The sequence below is a fragment of the Micromonospora sp. NPDC006766 genome (assembly GCF_040636055.1).
GTDB lineage: Bacteria > Actinomycetota > Actinomycetes > Mycobacteriales > Micromonosporaceae > Micromonospora.
The window spans coordinates 25,751-43,472 of sequence record NZ_JBEYIX010000050.1 but is presented as its reverse complement, the minus strand read 5'-3'; the positions used below and the strand labels follow the sequence as shown (position 1 = coordinate 43,472).

The following is a 17,722-nucleotide window of genomic DNA, read 5'->3' as shown; positions in this document are numbered from 1 at the left end:
AGGAGCGGCGCGAGGGCGGCTTCGGTGGCGGCGAGCGCCGTGAGGGTGGCTTCCGGCGCGACGACAGCCGCGAGGGCGGCTTCCGGCGCGACGACAGTCGTCCGGGTGGTTTTCGGGGCGCCCGGGAGCGTACCGAGCGGGACGGGGAACGCCGCGGCTATGGCGAGCGCCGCCAGCCGGGTGGTCACGGCCCGCAGGGGGAGCGCCGCGACGACCGGTGGGAGCGTGTCGAGGGACGTGAGACCGAGCGGGCTGCCGCGCCGGCGCTGCCGGACGAGGTGGTCGCCAGCGACCTCGATTCGACCGTCCGGGCCGAGCTGCTGTCGCTGGCCAAGCCGGTGGCGGAGACCGTCGCCCGGCACCTGGTCGCGACCGGCCTGCTGATTGACGAGCACCCGGCGGAGGCGCTCGCGCACGCGCTGGCCGCTCGCCGGCTCGCCGCGCGGATCGCCGCGGTCCGGGAGGCGGTCGGGCTGGCCGCGTACCACGCTGGCGAGTGGCAGACCGGCATCGCCGAGCTGCGCACGTACCACCGGATGACCGGCTTCCAGAGCCACCTGGCGGTGCTGGCCGACTGCGAGCGGGCGCTGGGCCGGCCGGAGCGGGCGGTCGACCTGTTCCGCGGCGCGGACCGGGAGAAGCTCGACCAGCCCGTCGCGATCGAACTGCTGATCGTCGCCGCCGGGGCCCGGGGTGATCTCGGGCAGAAGGACGCGGCTGTGGCGATGCTGCAGGTCCCCGAGCTGACCACCGACTCGTCGGAGCCGTGGGCGGCGCGGCTGCGCTACGCGTACGCGGACGCCCTGCTGGCCGTGGGGCGGCGCGCGGAAGCGCGGGAGTGGTTCTCCAGGGCCGCCGACGTGGACGCCGAGGGCGAGACCGACGCGGCCGAGCGGCTGCTGGAACTCGACGGCGTGGTGATCGAGGGCGACGACGAGGAGGACGACGACCTCGACGCGGTGCACGACGAGCCGGACGGTGACGCGGGTGCGGGCCGCCGCGACGAGCCGGACGAGGTTGGGGATGGCGATGACGCGCCGGTCGGGTACCGCGACGGGGACGGCACGGACCTTGGCGAGGACGAACTGACCGGCGCCGAGGCGGGCTCGCTCGCCGGCGACGCGTCGGCCGAGGCCTCGGACGCCGAGCGGAACCGGGACGACGACGCGCCGGTCGCCGCGGACGAGGCTCCGGACGCTGCGGACGGCGATGCCGCCCCGGATCGCGGGGTGGAGGCGGACCGCCGGTGACCACGAGCGCCGGGGAACGGCTGGTCGACGGGTACACCCTGGTCGTCTTCGACCTGGATGGGGTGATCTATCTGATCGACCGCCCGATCCCCGGCGCGGTCGAGGCGGTCGGCCGGCTGCATGCCGAGGGGCGGGCGGTGGCGTACGCGACCAACAACGCCTCCCGTCGGTCCAGCGAGGTGGCGGATCTGCTCACCGGCATGGGCGTGCCGGCCCGGCCGGAGGAGGTGCTCACCTCGGCCGCTGCCACCGCCGAGCTGCTGCGCGACCGGCTGCCGGCCGGGGCGCCGGTGCTGGTCGTGGGGGCGGAGGCGCTGCGGGCGGAGTTGCGGGCCGTCGGGCTGCGCCCGGTGTCGACGGTCGACGAGCAGCCCGCCGCCGTGGCCCAGGGCTACGGGCCGGAGGTCGGCTGGGTCGACCTGGCCGAGGCGTCCCTGGCGGTGCGGGCGGGTGCGACCTGGTACGCGACGAACACCGACCGGACGCTGCCCAGCCCGCGTGGTCCGCTGCCGGGCAACGGTTCCCTGGTCGCGGCGCTGCGTACCGCGTTGGGGCGGGACCCGGACGTGGTGGTGGGCAAGCCGGAACCGGCGCTGTTCGCCACTGCTGCCCGTCGGGCTGGTGGGGGGCGGACCCTGGTGGTCGGCGATCGCTTGGACACCGACATCGAAGGTGCCCGCCGGGCCGGTCTGGACAGTCTGCTGGTGCTCACCGGTGTCAGCGACGTACTCGAGCTGCTGGCCGCACCCGAGCGGCGCCGGCCGACGTACGTGTCGGTCGATCTGGCCGGGTTGTTCGACCCGGCGGTGGTGGTCCGGGTGCCGGGTACGCCCGACGCCGGCGGTTGGTCGGTGACCGAAACCGACGGCGGGCTGGCCCTCGACGGTGCGGGACGCCCGCTCGACGCGCTCGCTGCGCTCTGCGCGGTGGCCTGGTCGACGGCGGCCCATCCGCGGGTGCGACCGGCCTCCCCGGCGGCGGTGGACGCTCTCGCTGCGCTGGGCCTGCCCGCCTGACCGATCGCCGCCGTAGGTCAGAGCAGCTTGCGCAGCTTCATCAGGTCGAACGGGTTCGCCTTGATGGATACTCGGCGGGCGCCCAATGCCTTGGCCATGTCGAGCTGGCCGTGGACCATCGCGACCAGGTCGTCGCTGCTGGTGCTGAGCGCGATCTTGGCGTTCGGGTCGTCGCCGTCGGTCAGGTCGACCAGCCGGCCTCCCTCGATGCGGGCGTGGAACGCGGTGTCCAGATCGGTGATCCGGCAGGCCAGGGTGCGTTCCAGGTCGATCCGACCTTGCGCCTCGGCATGCCGGTCCAGCCGAGCGGCCAACTCCTGTAACGCCTGTCGGCACTCGTCCACGCTGGCCACATCATCTCCTCACCACGCGCCACGCCGTACCCTCGGCACGGTACCGCAATGGGGTGTCCGGGGTGCCCGGTAGCGTGACACCAGCACACTCGCCCCGCGGAAGGACTCTCAGGCATGCAGGACGCGTGGCGCGCCTATCTCGAGCTGGCCATGGGCCTGACGGAGGCGCCCCGGAAGAAGGCCCAGGACGCGGTGCGACGCGTTGTCGACCAGGGGGGCGCGACCGCGGCCCAGCTGCAGGCGCTCGCCGAGGAGCTCGTCTCCACCGGCATGGCCAACCGGGAGGCGTTGACCAAGCTGATCCGCTTCGAGGTGGACCGGGCGTTGGGCGCGGTCGGGCTGGCCACCGCCGATGAGGTCGGCGAGCTGACCCGTCGGGTGCGCGAGCTGGAACGGCAGCTGCGCGAGGCCACAGCCGCCCCGACCTCTGGTGTCCAGGCGGCGCCGACCGGCTCGGTGCCCGCGCCGACGAAGGCCGCGCCGACGAAGGCCGCGCCGACGAAGGCTGTGGCGAAGAAGGCTGTGGCGAAGAAGGCCGCCGCCCCTAAGCGGACGTCCGGGGGTGCCGGGTCGTGACCGGCTCGTACCGTCCCGGACCGCCGCCGGCCCCGCGCTCGGGACCGCCGCCCGGTGGCCCCCGGCCCGGGCCGCCGCCCGGAGTGCGGCCGGCGCCGGTCGAGGAGCTCGGCGACATCGTCCGGCACCCGGCGGTGGACGCCGCCGTCCAAGCCATGATCAACGCCGAGGCGCTCTCCCCGGCGGATCAGATCGCCCAGTACGAGGCGGCGTACGAGACGTTGCGCGAGACGCTGGCCAGTATCGACCAGACCTGACTGACCGGAGAGAACCCCGCATGGCACGTCGCACCCGACTGGATGCCGAACTCGTCCGTCGCGGTCTGGCCCGATCCCGCGAGCAGGCGGCCGCGCTGGTGGAGGCCGGCCGCGTACGGCTACGCGGAGTGCCCGCCCGCAAACCCGCCGCGATGGTCGACCCGGCCGACCCGCTGCTGGTCACCGGCGCGGACCCCACCACGGAATACGTCTCACGGGGCGGGCACAAGCTGGCCGGGGCGCTCGCCGCGTTCGCGCCCGGCGGGCTGACCGTGGCCGGCCGACGCTGCCTGGACGCCGGCGCCTCCACCGGCGGCTTCACCGACGTGTTGCTGCGCGCCGGCGCCGCCGAGGTGGTGGCGGTCGACGTCGGCTACGGTCAGCTGGCCTGGCCGCTGCGCACGGACAACCGGGTGCACGTCTTCGAGCGCACCAACGTGCGCACCCTCGCTCCGGAGGTCGTCGGCGGCGCGGTCGACCTGACGGTGGCCGACCTGTCGTTCATCTCGCTGCGGCTGGTGCTGCCGGCGCTGGCCGGCTGCACGAAGCCGAGCGGTGACCTGGCGTTGATGGTCAAGCCGCAGTTCGAGGTGGGCAAGGAGCGGGTCGGTGCGGGCGGGGTGGTCCGCGACCCGGCGCTGCGCGCCGAGGCGGTGCTCGACGTGGCCGCTGCGGCGGCACAGCTCGGTCTGGGGCTGGCCGACGTGGCCGCCAGTCCGCTGCCGGGGCCGAGCGGCAACGTCGAGTTCTTCGTATGGTTACGCCGGGACGCACCGGCCGCGGACCCCGAGCGGGTGCGCGCGGTGGTGGCCGCGGGCCCGCAGGGATTCCCGTCCCCGGCTGACACTGTGGGTTCCGCGAGCGAGGAGGTGCCCGGGTGAGCCGGACCGCTCTGCTGGTGACGCACACCGGCCGTCGACGCAGCACCGAGCACGCGCGGGCGGTTGCGGCCGACCTCATCGCGGCCGGTTTCGAGGTACGGGTGGTGGCGGAGGAAGCCGACGACTTGGACCTGCCCGGGGTGGTGCCGGTGACCGGCCTGGAGGCCGCCGAGGGCGCCGAGATCGTCTTCGCCCTCGGCGGGGATGGCACGTTCCTGCGGGCCGCGGAGTTGGCGCGGCCGGCGAAGGTGCCGCTGCTCGGCATCAACCTCGGCAAGGTCGGTTTCCTCGCCGAGGCGGAGATCGACGACCTGGACAGCGCGGTACGCGACGTGGTCGGGCGAAACTACACCGTGGACGAACGGCTCACCCTCGATGTGACCGCCGAGTTCGACGGCGGTCCGATGATCGAGTCGTGGGCGTTGAACGAGATCAGCGTGGAGAAGGGCGTCCGCGCCCAGATGCTCGAGCTGCTGGTCGACGTGGACGGTCGGCCGTTGTCCCGGTACGGCTGCGACGGGGTGGTCTGCGCGACTCCGACCGGCTCCACCGCGTACGCGTTCTCCGGCGGCGGCCCAGTGGTCTGGCCGGAGGTGGAGGCGCTGCTGCTGGTGCCGATCAGTGCGCATGCGCTGTTCAGCCGTCCGCTGGTGACCGCGCCGACGTCCACCTTCGCGATCACGGTCGACCCGTTCACCACCCTCGCGGTGCTGAGCTGCGACGGCCGGCGGGTGTATGACCTGCCCCCGGGTGCCCGGATCACGGTGCGCCGGGGTGCGCTGCCGGTGCGGGTCGTCCGGCTGCGGGCGCGCCCGTTCACCGACCGGCTGGTGGCCAAGTTCGACCTGCCCGTTCAGGGTTGGCGCGGCAGCCGCCGCTGACGGAGGCGCGGAGCCGCACGGGGACCGGTTCGCCCAGCGGGGCGGACGGGGCCGCCCGTGCCGGCTGGTCAACTGTCGGGGCCCGCGTCTACTGTCGGGTGCTGTGCTGGAAGAGCTGCGTATCACCGGACTGGGCGTCATCGAGGACACCACGCTGCCGTTGACCGGCGGGATGAACGTCATCACCGGGGAGACCGGTGCGGGCAAGACCATGGTGGTGACCGGCCTCGGTCTGCTCTTCGGCGGCCGGGCGGACGCCGGCCGGGTGCGGGCCCAACCGGGTCGTGCGGTGGTGGAGGGGCGGCTGCGCCTGCACGGCCGGGTGGCCGCGACGGTGCACGCCCGGATCGCCGACGCCGGCGGCGAGGCTGACGAGGACGGTTCGCTGCTGCTCAGTCGCACGGTCACCGTGGAGGGCCGGTCCCGGGCGCACCTCGGCGGCCGGAGCATGCCGGTGTCGATGCTGGGCGAGGTGGGCGATCAGGTGGTGGCCGTGCACGGCCAGTCCGACCAGCTGCGCCTGTTGCGCCCGGCCGAGCAGCGGGCCGCGCTGGACCGGTTCGCCGGCCCCGAGCACGAGAAGTTGCTCGACGCACTGCGCGAGGCGCACACGCGGTGGCGGGCGGTGGTCGACGACCTGGCCGACCGGCGGCGCAACGCCCGGGAACGCAACCAGGAGGCGGATCTGCTCCGCCTCGGTCTTGACGAGATCACCCGGGTCGATCCGCAGCCGGGCGAGGACGACGAGCTGAAGGCGGAGGCGCAGCGTCTGGAGCACGCCGAGGGGCTCCGGACGGCGGCTCAGCTGGCCCAGCAGTGTGTGGCCGGTGGCGTGGAGGCGGCCGACGACACCCCCGACGCCGCCGCTCTGCTCGGCACCGCCCGGCGCGCGCTTGAGGCGCAGGCCGGCACCGATCCGGCGCTCGGCGAGCTGGCCGGGCGGCTGGAGGAGGCGGCGGCTCTGGTCGCCGACGTGTCCGCGGAGCTGTCGGCCTACCTCGCCGGGCTGGACGCTGACCCGGCCCGCCTGCAGGCTGTCTACGAGCGGCGGGCGGCGCTGCGCGGGCTGACCCGCAAGTACGCCGACGACGTCGACGGGGTGATCGCGTGGGCTGAGCGGGCGCGTACCCGGTTGTCCGACCTGGATACCTCCGATGACCTGCTCGACGAGCTGGACCGGGAGGCGTCCCGGCTGGCCGCGGAGGTGGCCGAGCTGGCCGGTCGCGTCTCCACCTCGCGTCAGGAGGCTGCGGGTCGCTTCGCCGAGCAGGTCACCGTCGAGCTGGCCGGGCTGGCCATGCCGCACGCCCGGATCGAGGTGGCGGTGCTGCCGCGTCCGGCCGGGCGGGCCGAGCCGAGCCTCCCGGTCAACGGGGTCGAGGCCGGGGTCGGCCCGGACGGTGCCGACGAGGTGGAGCTGCGCCTGCTGGCGCATCCGGGCGCTCCCGCGTTGCCGTTGCAGCGGGGCGCCTCCGGCGGTGAGTTGTCCCGGGTGATGCTCGCCATCGAGGTGGTCTTCGCCGGTTCCGGCGGGCCGCCCACGTTGGTCTTCGACGAGGTCGACGCCGGGGTTGGCGGGCAGGCGGCGGTGGAGATCGGCCGGCGGCTGGCCCGGCTGGCCCGCAGTCACCAGGTCCTGGTGGTCACCCACCTGCCGCAGGTCGCCGCGTTCGCCGACCGCCACCTGGTGGTAGCGAAGGACACCGGGGGAGCGGTGACCACCAGCGGGGTCCGGGTGGTGGAGGACACTGAGCGGGCCCGGGAACTGGCCCGGATGCTCGCGGGTTTGCCGGATTCCGACCTGGGTATCGCGCATGCCGAGGAACTCCTGGCCGTGGCGGCCAAGGAAAGGCGTCCGTGATCTCAGGTTTGTGACGGCAAGCACACCGGCCCCCGCTCCGGTGTGCTTCCCTGGGTAGGCGACCCTGCTCAGACATGTCGCGACAGTGAGGCATGTCGCGACAGCAAAACCTGCCTCACATGCCAGGATGGTCACGATGCGTCTACCCACGTTGCGCCGGACCCGGAACGCGGAACCGGGCTCGATCCTTGGCACCGCGCGGCTCGATCGCCGGACGAAGCGGCTGGTCGGCCGGCTCCGGCCCGGGGACATCGCGGTCATCGACCACGTCGACCTGGACCGGGTGGCGGCCGACTCGCTGGTCGCGGTCGGGGTTGCCGCGGTGCTCAACGCCAAGCCGTCGGTTTCCGGGCGTTATCCGAACCTCGGCCCCGAGGTGCTGATCTCCGCCGGCATCCCACTCCTGGACGACCTCGGCGAGAGCGTTTTCGAGCAGGTCCGGGAGGGCGACGTCGTCCGGATCGAGGGCAACACCGTCTACGTCGGTGACGAGCCGGTCGGGCACGGCGCCCTGCAGGACGCCGAGTCGGTGGCCAAGTCGATGGCCGACGCCCGGGAGGGGCTGTCGGTCCAGTTGGAGGCCTTCGCCGCCAACACCATGGACTACCTCAGGCAGGAGCGCGACCTGCTGCTCGACGGCGTCGGCGTGCCGGAGATCCAGACCCAGATCCAGGGACGGCACTGCCTGATCGTGGTCCGCGGTTACGACTACAAGGCCGACCTGGACGTGCTGCGCCCCTACATCCGGGAGTTCAAGCCCGTGCTGATCGGCGTGGACGGCGGCGCGGACGCGTTGGTCGAGGCCGGCTATACCCCCGACATGATCATCGGTGACATGGACTCGGTCACCGACGACGTGCTGCGCTGCGGCGCTGAGGTGGTCGTGCACGCCTACCCGGACGGTCGTGCCCCGGGCCTGGCCCGGGTGGAGGGACTCGGCGTGCCGGCGATCACCTTCCCGGCCGCGGCCACCAGCGAGGATCTGGCCATGCTGCTGGCCGACGAGAAGGGCGCCTCCCTGCTGGTGGCCGTCGGCACCCACGCCACCCTGGTGGAGTTCCTCGACAAGGGCCGGGGCGGGATGGCCTCGACCTTCCTGACCCGGTTGAAGGTGGGCGGCAAGCTGGTCGACGCCAAGGGCGTGAGCCGGCTCTACCGGCAGGGCATCTCCGGCTCGTCCCTGCTTCTGCTGGTCCTCTCGGCGGTGGCCGCGATGGCCTCCGCGGTGGCGGTCTCCACCGTGGGGAAGGCGTATCTGGGCGTGGTCTCCGAATGGTGGGACAATTTCGTGTTCCAACTCGGCCAGCTCTTCTAGTGCGCGGGCCATCGGAGTGCCGACGCGGTGTCGTGGATCCTCGCCGGGTGGCGAGCGGTCCAGCCCGCCGGCTGTGCCCAGCTTCGACTCGGGCAGCGCCCCGAACAACTCCTGATAGCCTGCCAAGGGCGTGTCCCGGCGATGGCGCGGCCCGGTGCTGACCTCGATTGCGCGGGTGCACACGTCACCGGTTGTGCGCAGCAGCCCGAAACCCCGCCGCCGCCCAGCCGTCACCCGCGGACCGACCCGCGCCGTGCGACGCATCACCTGAGGAGCGGCAGGACCCGACGACGAGGCACGAACCAGACCACCCGTACGACGATTTTCTGCGGCGCCGACCGGAGGCGCACCGTGAACGTTCACCGACGAGGCACTGACTCCCCCCGACCGATCAAGAGGCTGCAAGCGTGATCAACTTCCGCTACCACGTGGTGTCCCTGACCGCGGTCTTCCTGGCGTTGGCGATCGGCCTGGTGGTCGGTACGGCCGCCCTCAACGGGCCGGTCGCCGACTCGCTCAGGGAGACCGTCAACGGGCTGCGCAAGGACAACCAGCAGATGCGCCAGACGGTCAACAGCATGCAGAAGGAACTGGACCAGGAGGAGCAGTTCGCCGCCGGGATGGCGCAGCTCCTGCTCCCGGGCAAGCTGACCGGCCGGCGGGTACTGGTGCTCACCCTGCCCAGCGGCCGCGACCACACCGAGGGCGTGGTGAAGATGCTCCAGCTTGCCGGGGCCCACGTCGCCGGCCGGGTCGACGTCCAGGACAAGTTCATCAACCCGGACAGCACCAACAACCTGCTCGAGCTGGCCGTCACCGCCTCCCGCCCGAACAGCGTCTCCACCAACCTGCCGGGCAACGGGCACGGCGTGGAGACCTCCAGCGCGCTGCTGGCCAGCGTCCTGCTGGACCGGCCGCAGGGCACCCCGGCGGTCACCGACGGGGACCGCCGGACGGTGCTGCAGGCGTACACGAACGCCGGATACCTCACCGCACCGGACAAGGTCGCCGGGCCCGCCGAGGCGGTCGTGCTGGTCAGTGGGCAGCCGTACGTCGACAAGGACTCGGCGAAGAAGGACGACTCGGTGGTGAAGATCGTCGAACAGTTCGAGCGCAACGGCCCGATCGTGGTGGGCGGCATGGGCTCGGCGGGCGGCAACGTGGTCAACGCGGTCCGGAGCGACGCGGTGCTCTCCCAGAGCATCTCGACCGTCGACGACGCCAACACCGTGCAGGGCCAGCTGGTCACCGCGCTCGCCCTGGTGGAGCGGCTGACCGAGAAGAAGGCCGGCCAGTACGGTGTCGGGGACAACGCCTCGGGAGGGCTGCTGCCTAAACTGCCGCAGTGAGCGAGCGTCGCGAGGCGGCGGGCGTGCGGGGCCGGCTGCTGTGCGGTCGGCGTCGCGTCGGGCATGACATCCGGATCGGAGGGGTCGCGTGACCAGGTGGGGTCGGCTGCTTGCCGTCGGCGCGGGGGTGGCCGCCGCCCGCTACGTACTGCGGGAGGTGCGCACCTGCCCGAGCGCGCCGGCGCTGGAGCGCACCAATTTCCGGGGCCGCACGGTCACCCTGGCCGCCGGCCCGGCCCTGGCCGTCGGGGCCGCGACCGCGGGTGCGCTCGGTGCGGGCAGCGCCCCCGCCGGCGCCGCCGCCCTGCTCGCCGGGGTGGGTGCCGGCACGGTCGGGCTGTACGACGACATTGTCGGCGCGCGCCCCGAGCAGAGAGCCGCCAAGGGCTTCGCCGGGCACCTCGCCGCGCTGCGCGAGGGGCGGGTCACCGCCGGGCTCGTCAAGATCGTCGGGGTGGGGGCGGCCGGCCTCGGCGCCGCCGCGCTGCTGGCCGCCGATCGCCGGGTCGCCGCCCACCCCCGCCGGCAGCGGGCCGGCGCCGTCGGCCGTGGGATTGACGTGCTGCTCGGCGCCGGCGTGGTGGCCGGTACCGCCAACCTGGTCAACCTGCTCGACCTGCGCCCCGGCCGGGCGTTGAAGGCGGGCATGCTGCTCGGCGCGCCGCTGTCCGCCGGCCCGTACGGGGGGATCGCCGCGGGCGCGGTCGGCGCCGCCGCCGGGCTGGTCCGCGACGACCTCGACGAGCGGGTGATGCTCGGCGACAGCGGCGCCAACGCGCTCGGCGCGCTGCTCGGGGTGAGCCTGGCCGCGCGCACCGGCCCGCTCGGCCGGGCCGGCGTGCTCGCCGTGCTCGCCGCGCTCACCGCCGCCAGCGAGAAGGTCAGCTTCACTCAGGTCATCCAGCGGACCCCGGGGCTGCGGGAGATCGACGCGCTGGGCCGGCTCGCGGACTGATGTGAAAAAACCGGCACCTCTCGCCGGCGCCGGCCGGGTGGCCGGAGCGGCCGCGCTCATCGCCGTGCTCACCGTGGTGAGCCGGCTCGCCGGCTTCGGCCGTACCGCCGTCTTCACCTGGACGCTCGCCCCCACCGACCTCGGCGGCGCGTACCTGGTGGCGAACAACCTGCCGAACTTCATCTTCGAGATCGTCGCCGGTGGGGCGCTGGCCAGTCTCGTCGTACCGCTGCTGGCCGGGGCGGCCGAGGCGGGCGACCGGCGGGCCGTGGCCGCCACCACCGGCGCCCTGCTCACCTGGGTGCTCGCCCTGCTGGTGCCCCTCGCGCTGCTGGTCGCGCTGCTGGCCGACCCGCTGGTCTCGCTGCAGGGGGGCGGCCTCAACGAGGTCCAACAGCAGGTCGGGGCACGGATGCTGCGGCTGTTCGCCCCCCAGCTGCCGCTGTACGGCGTGGGCATCGTGCTGACCGGGGTGCTCCAGGCGCACCGGCGCTTCGCCTGGCCGGTGATCGCCCCGCTGCTGTCCAGCATCACCGTCATCGCGGTCTACCTCGGCTTCACCGCCGTCGAGGGGCGGCTGGCCACCGTCAGCGAGGTCGGCGGAGGCGGTGAGCTGCTGCTCTCCGGCGGCACCACGCTCGGCGTGGTGGTCCTGTCGCTGTCCCTGCTCATCCCGCTGCGCCGGCTGCGGCTGCCGCTGCGGCCGGGCTTCCGGTTCCCCGCCGACGCCCGGGCCCGGGTCGGCGCGCTGGCCGTCGCCGGGGTGGTCACCATCGCCGCGCAGCAGATCGCCCTGATAGTGGCGCTCAACCAGGTGTCCTACGGGTCGAAGGCCAACCTGGGCGTCTACAACCTCGCCCAGACGGTCTACTTCCTGCCGTGGTCGGTGCTGGCCGTGCCGCTGGCCGTGGCCGCGTACCCGACCCTGGCAGCGGCCCGGGCGGCCGGCGACGAGCGGACCTACCGGGAAACCCTCGCCCCGGCGGTACGCGGGGTGGTGCTGTTCAGCCTGCTCGGCGCCGCCGCGCTGGTCGGCACGGCCATCCCGGTCGGGCACTTCTTCTTCGCGCCGCACCTCGCCGGCCCGGCCGCGGCCGCCATCGCCGGTTTCGCCCCCGGCCTGGTCGGCTACGGCCTGTTCGCCGTGCTCACCCGGGCCCTGTACGCCCGCGGCGAGACCCGGTCGGCGAGCGTCGCCACCGCCGTGGGCTGGCTGACCGTGCCAGTGCTGGCGGTCCTGCTCGGGTGGCTGCTGCCGCTTGCCGACCGGGTCCTGGCGGTGGCCCTGGCCACCTCCGCCGGCATGCTGGTGCTCGGCGCCCTGCTGATCGCCGCCGTGCTCCGCACCGCCGGGCGGACCGCACTGGCCGGCGTCGGCCGGGCCGGGGCCGCCGGCCTGCTCGCCGCGGCGGTGGCCGGGCTCGGCGGGGCGGCCACGTCCCGCTGGCTCGCCGGCCTCGGCACCCCGACGACGGCGCAGGCGCTTCTGCAGGGCATGCTGTCCGGAGCCGTGGTCGGCGCGCTGTTCCTCGCCGTAGCCTGGCTGACCGACGCGCGGGACGTCCGGCCGCTGCTCACCGCAGTGACCCGTCGGCTCGGGCGGCGGCGACCGCCGGAGAGGACCGGCACGCAGGTGGAGCAGCGCCCCACGGATCAAGGCGACGGGAAGGAGACCGTGACCTCATGACGGACGCCTCGTCGGCGCCGCGGTGGCCCGGCTCGGTGGCCCTGGTGCTCGCCTCCAGCACCGGCGGGGTGGGGCAACACATCCGCTCGGTGGCCCGGGGGCTGACCGCCGCCGGGGTGTCCGTGCTGGTCTGCGGTCCGGCCGCCACCCAGGACCAGTTCGACTTCATCGGGGTGAGCGCCCGGTTCGTGCCGGTGGAGATCCCGGCAAGCCCCACCCCGGCCGACGCGCGGGCCGTCGCCGCGCTGCGTCGGGCGCTCGCCGCCACCGGGGTCGACGTCGTACACGCGCACGGGCTGCGGGCCGGCCTGGTCGCCGTCCTCGCCCGGCCGGCCGCGCCGCTGGTGGTCACCTGGCACAACGCCGTCCTCGCCGGCGGGCTGCGCGGGCGGCTGTCCCGGCTCGCCGAGCGGATCGTCGCCCGCTCCGTCCGGGTGGCACTGGGCGCCTCCAACGACCTGGTGGAGCGGGCCGCCGCGCTCGGCGCGCCCGACGCCCGTCTCGCCCCGGTCGCCGCGCCGGCGCTGCCCGCGCCGCGCCGCCGCCGGGCCGCCGTACGGGCCGAGTTCGGGCTCGCCGCCGACCGGCCGCTGATCCTCTCCGTGGGCCGGCTGCACCCGCAGAAGCGGTACGACATCCTGGTCGACGCGGCCGCCCGGTGGCGTACCCGGGCGTCGGCGCCGCAGGTGCTGATCGCCGGCAGCGGGCCCGCGTACCTCCAACTCGCCGCGCGGATCTCGACCACCCGGGCGCCGGTGACCCTGCTCGGGCACCGCACCGACGTGGCCGACCTGCTGGCCGGCGCGGACCTGGCCGTGGTGACCAGCGACTGGGAGGCCCGCCAACTCTTCGCTCAGGAGGCGCTACGCGCCGGCGTGCCGCTGGTGGCGACCGCCGTGGGCGGGCTGCCGGACCTGGTCGGCGACGGCGCGGTGCTGGTTCCCGCCGGGGACGTCGACGCGATCGACGCGGCGGTCCGCGACCTGCTGGACGACGACTCCCGCCGGGCCGACCTGGCCCGTCGGGGCGCCGCCCGCGCCGCGACCTGGCCGACCGAGGCGGACACCGTGGCCGCCCTGGCCGCGCTCTACGCCGAGCTGGCTCCCGAACCTTCAGCGGCCAACCGGTGATGGTGATGCGCAGACTCATCCCCGTCCTGCTGACCCTGCTCGTGGTGGCTCTCGGCATCACCGCGCTGTCCGCCCGGCCCGGCACCGGCGACCCCGAACACAGCGCCGACTTCGTGGTGCTGGCCGGGGTGGCCGGGCTGCGCTGGGACGACGTCGACCCGGAGATCACCCCGGCCCTGTGGCGGTTGGCCGAGGAGGGCTCCATCGGCTCCCTCGCGGTGCGCTCCGCGCACCGGCCGACCTGCCCGGTCGACGGCTGGCTGACCCTCGGCGCCGGCAACTTCGCTGCCTGGCACGGCAGCCGCCCCGGCGGGGGCTGTCCGGCGGCGGGGGTGGCTGTCGAGCAGCCCGACGGGATCGGCGCCTACCTGCCCGACCAGGAGAACGTTGTCGCACACAACCGGGACCAGCTCGCCTGGGGCGCGACGCCCGGCGCGCTGTCGGAGTCGGTGCGCTGCTCGGTGGCGGTCGGGCCGGGCGCGGCGGTGGCCGCCGCGCGCCCGTTCGGCCGGGTCGACCGCTACGCACCGGACCTGCCCGCCGATCCGGCGGGTCTGCTCGGTTCCTGCGTGCTGAGCATCGTCGACCTGGGCACCGTCGACAGCGCGGACCCGGCGGTCCGGGCGGATCAGGCCCGGCAGGCCGACGCCCGGCTCGTCCGGGTGCTCGCCGCCCGGCCACCCCGTTCGCTGGTCATGGTCGCCGGTGTCTCCGACACGGACACGCCGTCGCGGCTGCATGTGGCCGTCGCCAACGGCCCGGGCTGGGAGCGGGGCTGGCTGACCTCGCCGAGCACCACCCGCCAGGGCTACCTGCAACTGGTGGACCTGGCGCCTACCGCCCTGGCCGCGTTGGGCCGTCCGATGCCGGAGCGGCTCTTCCTGGGCAGCGCCGCGGTGCCGGTCGGCGGACGCCCAGCCGACCTGCGTGCCGCGATCGACGTGCCGGCCGACGCGGACCGCGAGGCCGGTGCGCGGCGCCCGGTCGCCGACTGGTTCTTCACCCTGCTCGCCGTCGCCCAGGTGGCTCTCGCCGTGGCGGTGCTGCCGCTGCTGCGCCGGGCTCGCCGGCACGCCGGCCCGCACGGGCCGCAACCGGTGTCCCGGCGGGTGGTGGCTACCGTGGAGCTGCTGCTGATCGCCGCCGCGCTCGCCGTGCCGGCCGCCCTGCTCGCCGACGCCGCGCCCTGGTGGCGGGGCCAGTACGCGGGCTGGTGGTTCACGGCGGTGACGGTCCTGCTGATCGTCGGGGGCACCGCTGCGGTCCGGTTCAGCCCCGGGCACGGGCGCACCCTCGGCCCGCTCGGCGCGGTCGCCGGGTTGGCCACCCTGGTGGTCGGCGTGGACGTGCTCACCGGCTCCCGGTTGCAGCTCAACGGCGTGATCGGCTATTCGGCCCTGGACGGCGGCCGCTACGCCGGCCTCGGCACGGTCGGTCTGGGCGTGTTCATCGCGGGCTCGCTGCTCTGCGGCGGCTGGTTGGCCCAGCGGGCCCCCCGGGCCTGGCGTCCCATGGTCATGGTGGTGATCGGCGGCGCTGCCGTGGTGACGGTGGGCAGCCCCTACCTGGGGGCGGACTCGACCGGCGCGATCGCGCTCACCGCCGGGGTGAGCGTCGCCGCCGCGATCTGCGCCGGCGGCTGGCTGACCATGACCCGGCTGGCCTGGGCCACCATGGCCGGGCTGGCGCTCACCGTCGGCTTCGCCATGATCGACCTGCGTCGGGCGGCCGCTGACCGGGGCAGTGTGGGCCGGTTCCTCGCCGCGCTGGGTGAGGGCACCGGCGGGCTCACCGTGCATCGCGCGAGCACCGCCAACGTCGAGACCCTGTTCCACAGCCCCCTCACCGTGCTGGCCCTGGTCGGCGCGGCGCTGGTCTGGCTCGCCCTGCTGCAGCCCTGGGGCGGCCTGGTGCGGCTGTTCGGCATCTATCCGGCGGTCCGGGCCGCGATGGCCGGCACCGCGGTGGCCGCCGGCGTCGGCGGGCTGCTGGGCGGTGTGGCGTTGGACGTGGCCGGGGCGGCGGCCGCCCTGGTGGTGCCGATGGCGGCGCTCGCCGCGTTGCGGGTGCTCGACCATGCCACCGACCGCACCCAGCCCCGTGGGCGGCCCGGCGCCGCCGATTCGGGGATCGCCGGGCGGCCGGCCGGTGCCGGCCGGTCCGGGACCCCGGACGAGTCGGCGGGGCCCGACGGCGGGGGCACGGACGGCCGGGCGGAAACGGAAACCGCCGAGCCCGCTCGGCTGGCGCGGGTGCCTGCCCAGGGGCCTGCGGCGGCGGCGGAAATGCCCACCACCTGAGGGCGGGACCGGGCTTCACGTGCGCCGACGGCGGGTGCGACGCCGATCCGGGGCGGGGAAGGTGTTACCGTGGAATCCCGTGGATCGCATGATCACTCAGTTGATCGGCACGGCGGTTCGCACGACCGCTACGGACGACACGGGAGCAGGCCTTGGCCCCTTCAGCACGGACGACCCGGCACATTTTCGTCACCGGGGGCGTCGCCTCCTCGCTGGGTAAGGGCCTCACCGCCTCCAGCCTCGGCAACCTACTGACCGCGCGCGGGCTGCGGGTGGTGATGCAGAAGCTCGACCCGTACCTGAACGTCGACCCGGGGACGATGAATCCGTTCCAGCACGGTGAGGTGTTCGTCACCGAGGACGGCGCGGAGACCGACCTGGACGTCGGGCACTATGAGCGGTTCCTGGACCGGGACCTGTCCGGCATGGCGAACGTCACCACCGGGCAGATCTACTCGGCCGTGATCGCCAAGGAGCGGCGCGGCGAGTACCTGGGCGACACGGTCCAGGTCATTCCGCACATCACCAACGAGATCAAGTCGCGGATTCTCGGCATGGGCGAGCCGGACGCCGACGGTCAGGTCCCGGACGTGGTGATCACCGAGGTTGGCGGCACGGTCGGCGACATCGAGTCGCTGCCGTTCCTGGAGGCCATCCGCCAGATCCGCCACGACCTGGGCCGGGACAACTGCTTCTACCTGCACGTCTCGCTGGTGCCCTACCTGGCGCCGTCGGGTGAGCTGAAGACCAAGCCGACCCAGCACTCGGTGGCGCAGCTGCGCAGCATCGGCATCCAGCCGGACGCCCTGGTGCTGCGCTGCGACCGGGACATCCCGGACAAGGTCAAGGAGAAGCTCTCCCTCTACTGCGACGTGGACCGGGAGGCGGTCACCGCCGCCCCGGACGCGCCGAGCATCTACGACATCCCGAAGGTGCTGCACCGCGAGGGCCTCGACGCGTACGTGGTGCGCCGGCTCGGCCTGTCCTTCCGCGACGTCGACTGGGCCAGCTGGGACGACCTGCTGGACCGGGTGCACCAGCCTCGCCACACGGTGACCGTGGCGCTGGTCGGCAAGTACGTCGACCTGCCCGACGCGTACCTGTCGGTGAGCGAGGCGATCCGGGCCGCCGGGTTCGGTCACCGGGCCCGGGTGCAGCTGCGGTGGGTGCCCAGCGACGACTGCGTCACCCCGGCCGGCGCGGCGGCCGCCCTGGCCGGCGTGGACGGCATCGTCATCCCGGGCGGCTTCGGCGTCCGCGGCATCGAAGGCAAGATCGGCACCACCCGGTACGCCCGGGAGAACGGCATCCCGCTGCTCGGCCTCTGCCTCGGCCTGCAGTGCATGACCATCGAGGTGGCCCGGCACCTGGCCGGCCTCGACGGGGCGAACTCCCTGGAGTTCGACGAGGAGGCCAAGCACCCGGTCATCGCCACGATGGCCGACCAGGAGGACATCGTCGCCGGCAAGGGCGATCTGGGCGGCACCATGCGGCTCGGGGCGTACCCGGCGAAGCTGGCCGAGGGTTCCCTGGTCGCCGAGGCGTACGGCGTCACCGAGGTCAACGAGCGGCACCGGCACCGGTACGAGGTGAACAACGCCTACCGCGACCGGCTCACCAAGGCCGGGCTGCGCATCTCCGGCACGTCGCCGGACGGCCGGCTGGTCGAGTTCGTCGAGCTGGACCGCAAGCTGCACCCGTTCTTCGTGGCCACCCAGGCGCACCCGGAGCTGAAGAGCCGGCCGACCCGGCCACACCCGCTGTTCGCCGCGTTCGTCCAGGCCACCGTCGCGTATTCCGAGGCCGACCAGCTTCCGGTCGACCTGACGACCGCCCCGCCGGAGGCCGCCGCCGCGAAGGCGACCCGCGACGGCGCCGCCGCCGCGAAGGCCGCGTCGTGAGCGAGCGAAC

General features: G+C 74.4%; 15 protein-coding genes. 14 read left to right on the top strand and 1 reads right to left on the bottom strand.

The features are described from left to right. Positions 1–320 precede the first annotated feature (320 nt). Together ABZ671_RS27115 and ABZ671_RS27110 are read left to right on the top strand one after the other, a co-directional pair. Positions 321–1,250 (top strand): Replicase polyprotein 1ab, encoded by a 930-nt coding sequence (locus ABZ671_RS27115; protein WP_357863306.1) that lies wholly within the window; start codon positions 321–323, stop codon positions 1,248–1,250. After that, complete coding sequence (locus ABZ671_RS27110; protein WP_357863294.1) at positions 1,247–2,266, top strand: HAD-IIA family hydrolase; 1,020 nt, start codon at positions 1,247–1,249, stop codon at positions 2,264–2,266. The genes ABZ671_RS27115 and ABZ671_RS27110 overlap by 4 nt, the downstream gene beginning before the upstream one ends. 17 nt (positions 2,267–2,283) lie before the next feature. Here ABZ671_RS27110 and ABZ671_RS27105 read toward each other — a convergent pair whose 3' ends face one another. Further along, positions 2,284–2,619 carry an SCP2 sterol-binding domain-containing protein gene (locus ABZ671_RS27105; protein WP_357863292.1) on the bottom strand — a complete coding sequence of 112 codons (336 nt, stop codon included), beginning with the start codon at positions 2,617–2,619 and terminating at the stop codon, positions 2,284–2,286. A gap of 114 nt (positions 2,620–2,733) precedes the next feature. Between ABZ671_RS27105 and ABZ671_RS27100 the strand changes: the two genes are divergently transcribed. The 12 genes from ABZ671_RS27100 (at position 2,734) to ABZ671_RS27045 (ending at position 17,712) form a co-directional block, all read left to right on the top strand. After that, positions 2,734–3,195, top strand: coding sequence for a hypothetical protein (locus tag ABZ671_RS27100; protein WP_357863289.1), 462 nt, complete (start codon positions 2,734–2,736; stop codon positions 3,193–3,195). Beyond that, positions 3,192–3,452 carry a hypothetical protein gene (locus ABZ671_RS27095; protein WP_357863286.1) on the top strand — a complete coding sequence of 87 codons (261 nt, stop codon included), beginning with the start codon at positions 3,192–3,194 and terminating at the stop codon, positions 3,450–3,452. Before ABZ671_RS27100 ends, ABZ671_RS27095 begins: the two co-directional genes overlap by 4 nt. A 20-nt stretch (positions 3,453–3,472) precedes the next feature. Continuing rightward, on the top strand, positions 3,473–4,333 hold the full coding sequence (locus tag ABZ671_RS27090; protein ID WP_357863283.1) for a TlyA family RNA methyltransferase: 861 nt from the start codon (positions 3,473–3,475) through the stop codon (positions 4,331–4,333). Further along, positions 4,330–5,214 (top strand): NAD kinase, encoded by an 885-nt coding sequence (locus ABZ671_RS27085; RefSeq protein ID WP_357863280.1) that lies wholly within the window; start codon positions 4,330–4,332, stop codon positions 5,212–5,214. Before ABZ671_RS27090 ends, ABZ671_RS27085 begins: the two co-directional genes overlap by 4 nt. Before the next feature lie 103 nt (positions 5,215–5,317). Continuing rightward, complete coding sequence (gene recN / locus ABZ671_RS27080; protein WP_357863277.1) at positions 5,318–7,075, top strand: DNA repair protein RecN; 1,758 nt, start codon at positions 5,318–5,320, stop codon at positions 7,073–7,075. 136 nt (positions 7,076–7,211) lie between these two features. Next, positions 7,212–8,390, top strand: coding sequence for a putative cytokinetic ring protein SteA (steA, locus tag ABZ671_RS27075; RefSeq protein WP_357863274.1), 1,179 nt, complete (start codon positions 7,212–7,214; stop codon positions 8,388–8,390). Between the two features lie 407 nt (positions 8,391–8,797). Further along, positions 8,798–9,739 (top strand): copper transporter, encoded by a 942-nt coding sequence (locus ABZ671_RS27070; RefSeq protein ID WP_357863271.1) that lies wholly within the window; start codon positions 8,798–8,800, stop codon positions 9,737–9,739. 88 nt (positions 9,740–9,827) lie between these two features. Next, complete coding sequence (locus ABZ671_RS27065) at positions 9,828–10,694, top strand: hypothetical protein (protein WP_357863268.1); 867 nt, start codon at positions 9,828–9,830, stop codon at positions 10,692–10,694. A 1-nt stretch (position 10,695) separates the two neighbouring features. Then, a complete protein-coding gene (locus tag ABZ671_RS27060) occupies positions 10,696–12,381 on the top strand; it encodes a lipid II flippase MurJ (protein WP_357863265.1) in 1,686 nt (561 codons plus the stop codon). Continuing rightward, positions 12,378–13,511: a glycosyltransferase family 4 protein gene (locus ABZ671_RS27055; protein WP_357863264.1), complete on the top strand. Its 1,134-nt coding sequence runs from the start codon at positions 12,378–12,380 to the stop codon at positions 13,509–13,511. Before ABZ671_RS27060 ends, ABZ671_RS27055 begins: the two co-directional genes overlap by 4 nt. 2 nt (positions 13,512–13,513) lie before the next feature. Then, the gene (locus ABZ671_RS27050; RefSeq protein WP_357863303.1) at positions 13,514–15,811 is read left to right on the top strand and encodes a hypothetical protein; all 2,298 of its coding nucleotides are present in this window, start codon (positions 13,514–13,516) and stop codon (positions 15,809–15,811) included. Between the two features lie 152 nt (positions 15,812–15,963). Further along, positions 15,964–17,712, top strand: coding sequence for a CTP synthase (locus ABZ671_RS27045; protein WP_357863261.1), 1,749 nt, complete (start codon positions 15,964–15,966; stop codon positions 17,710–17,712). Positions 17,713–17,722: the final 10 nt, after the last annotated feature.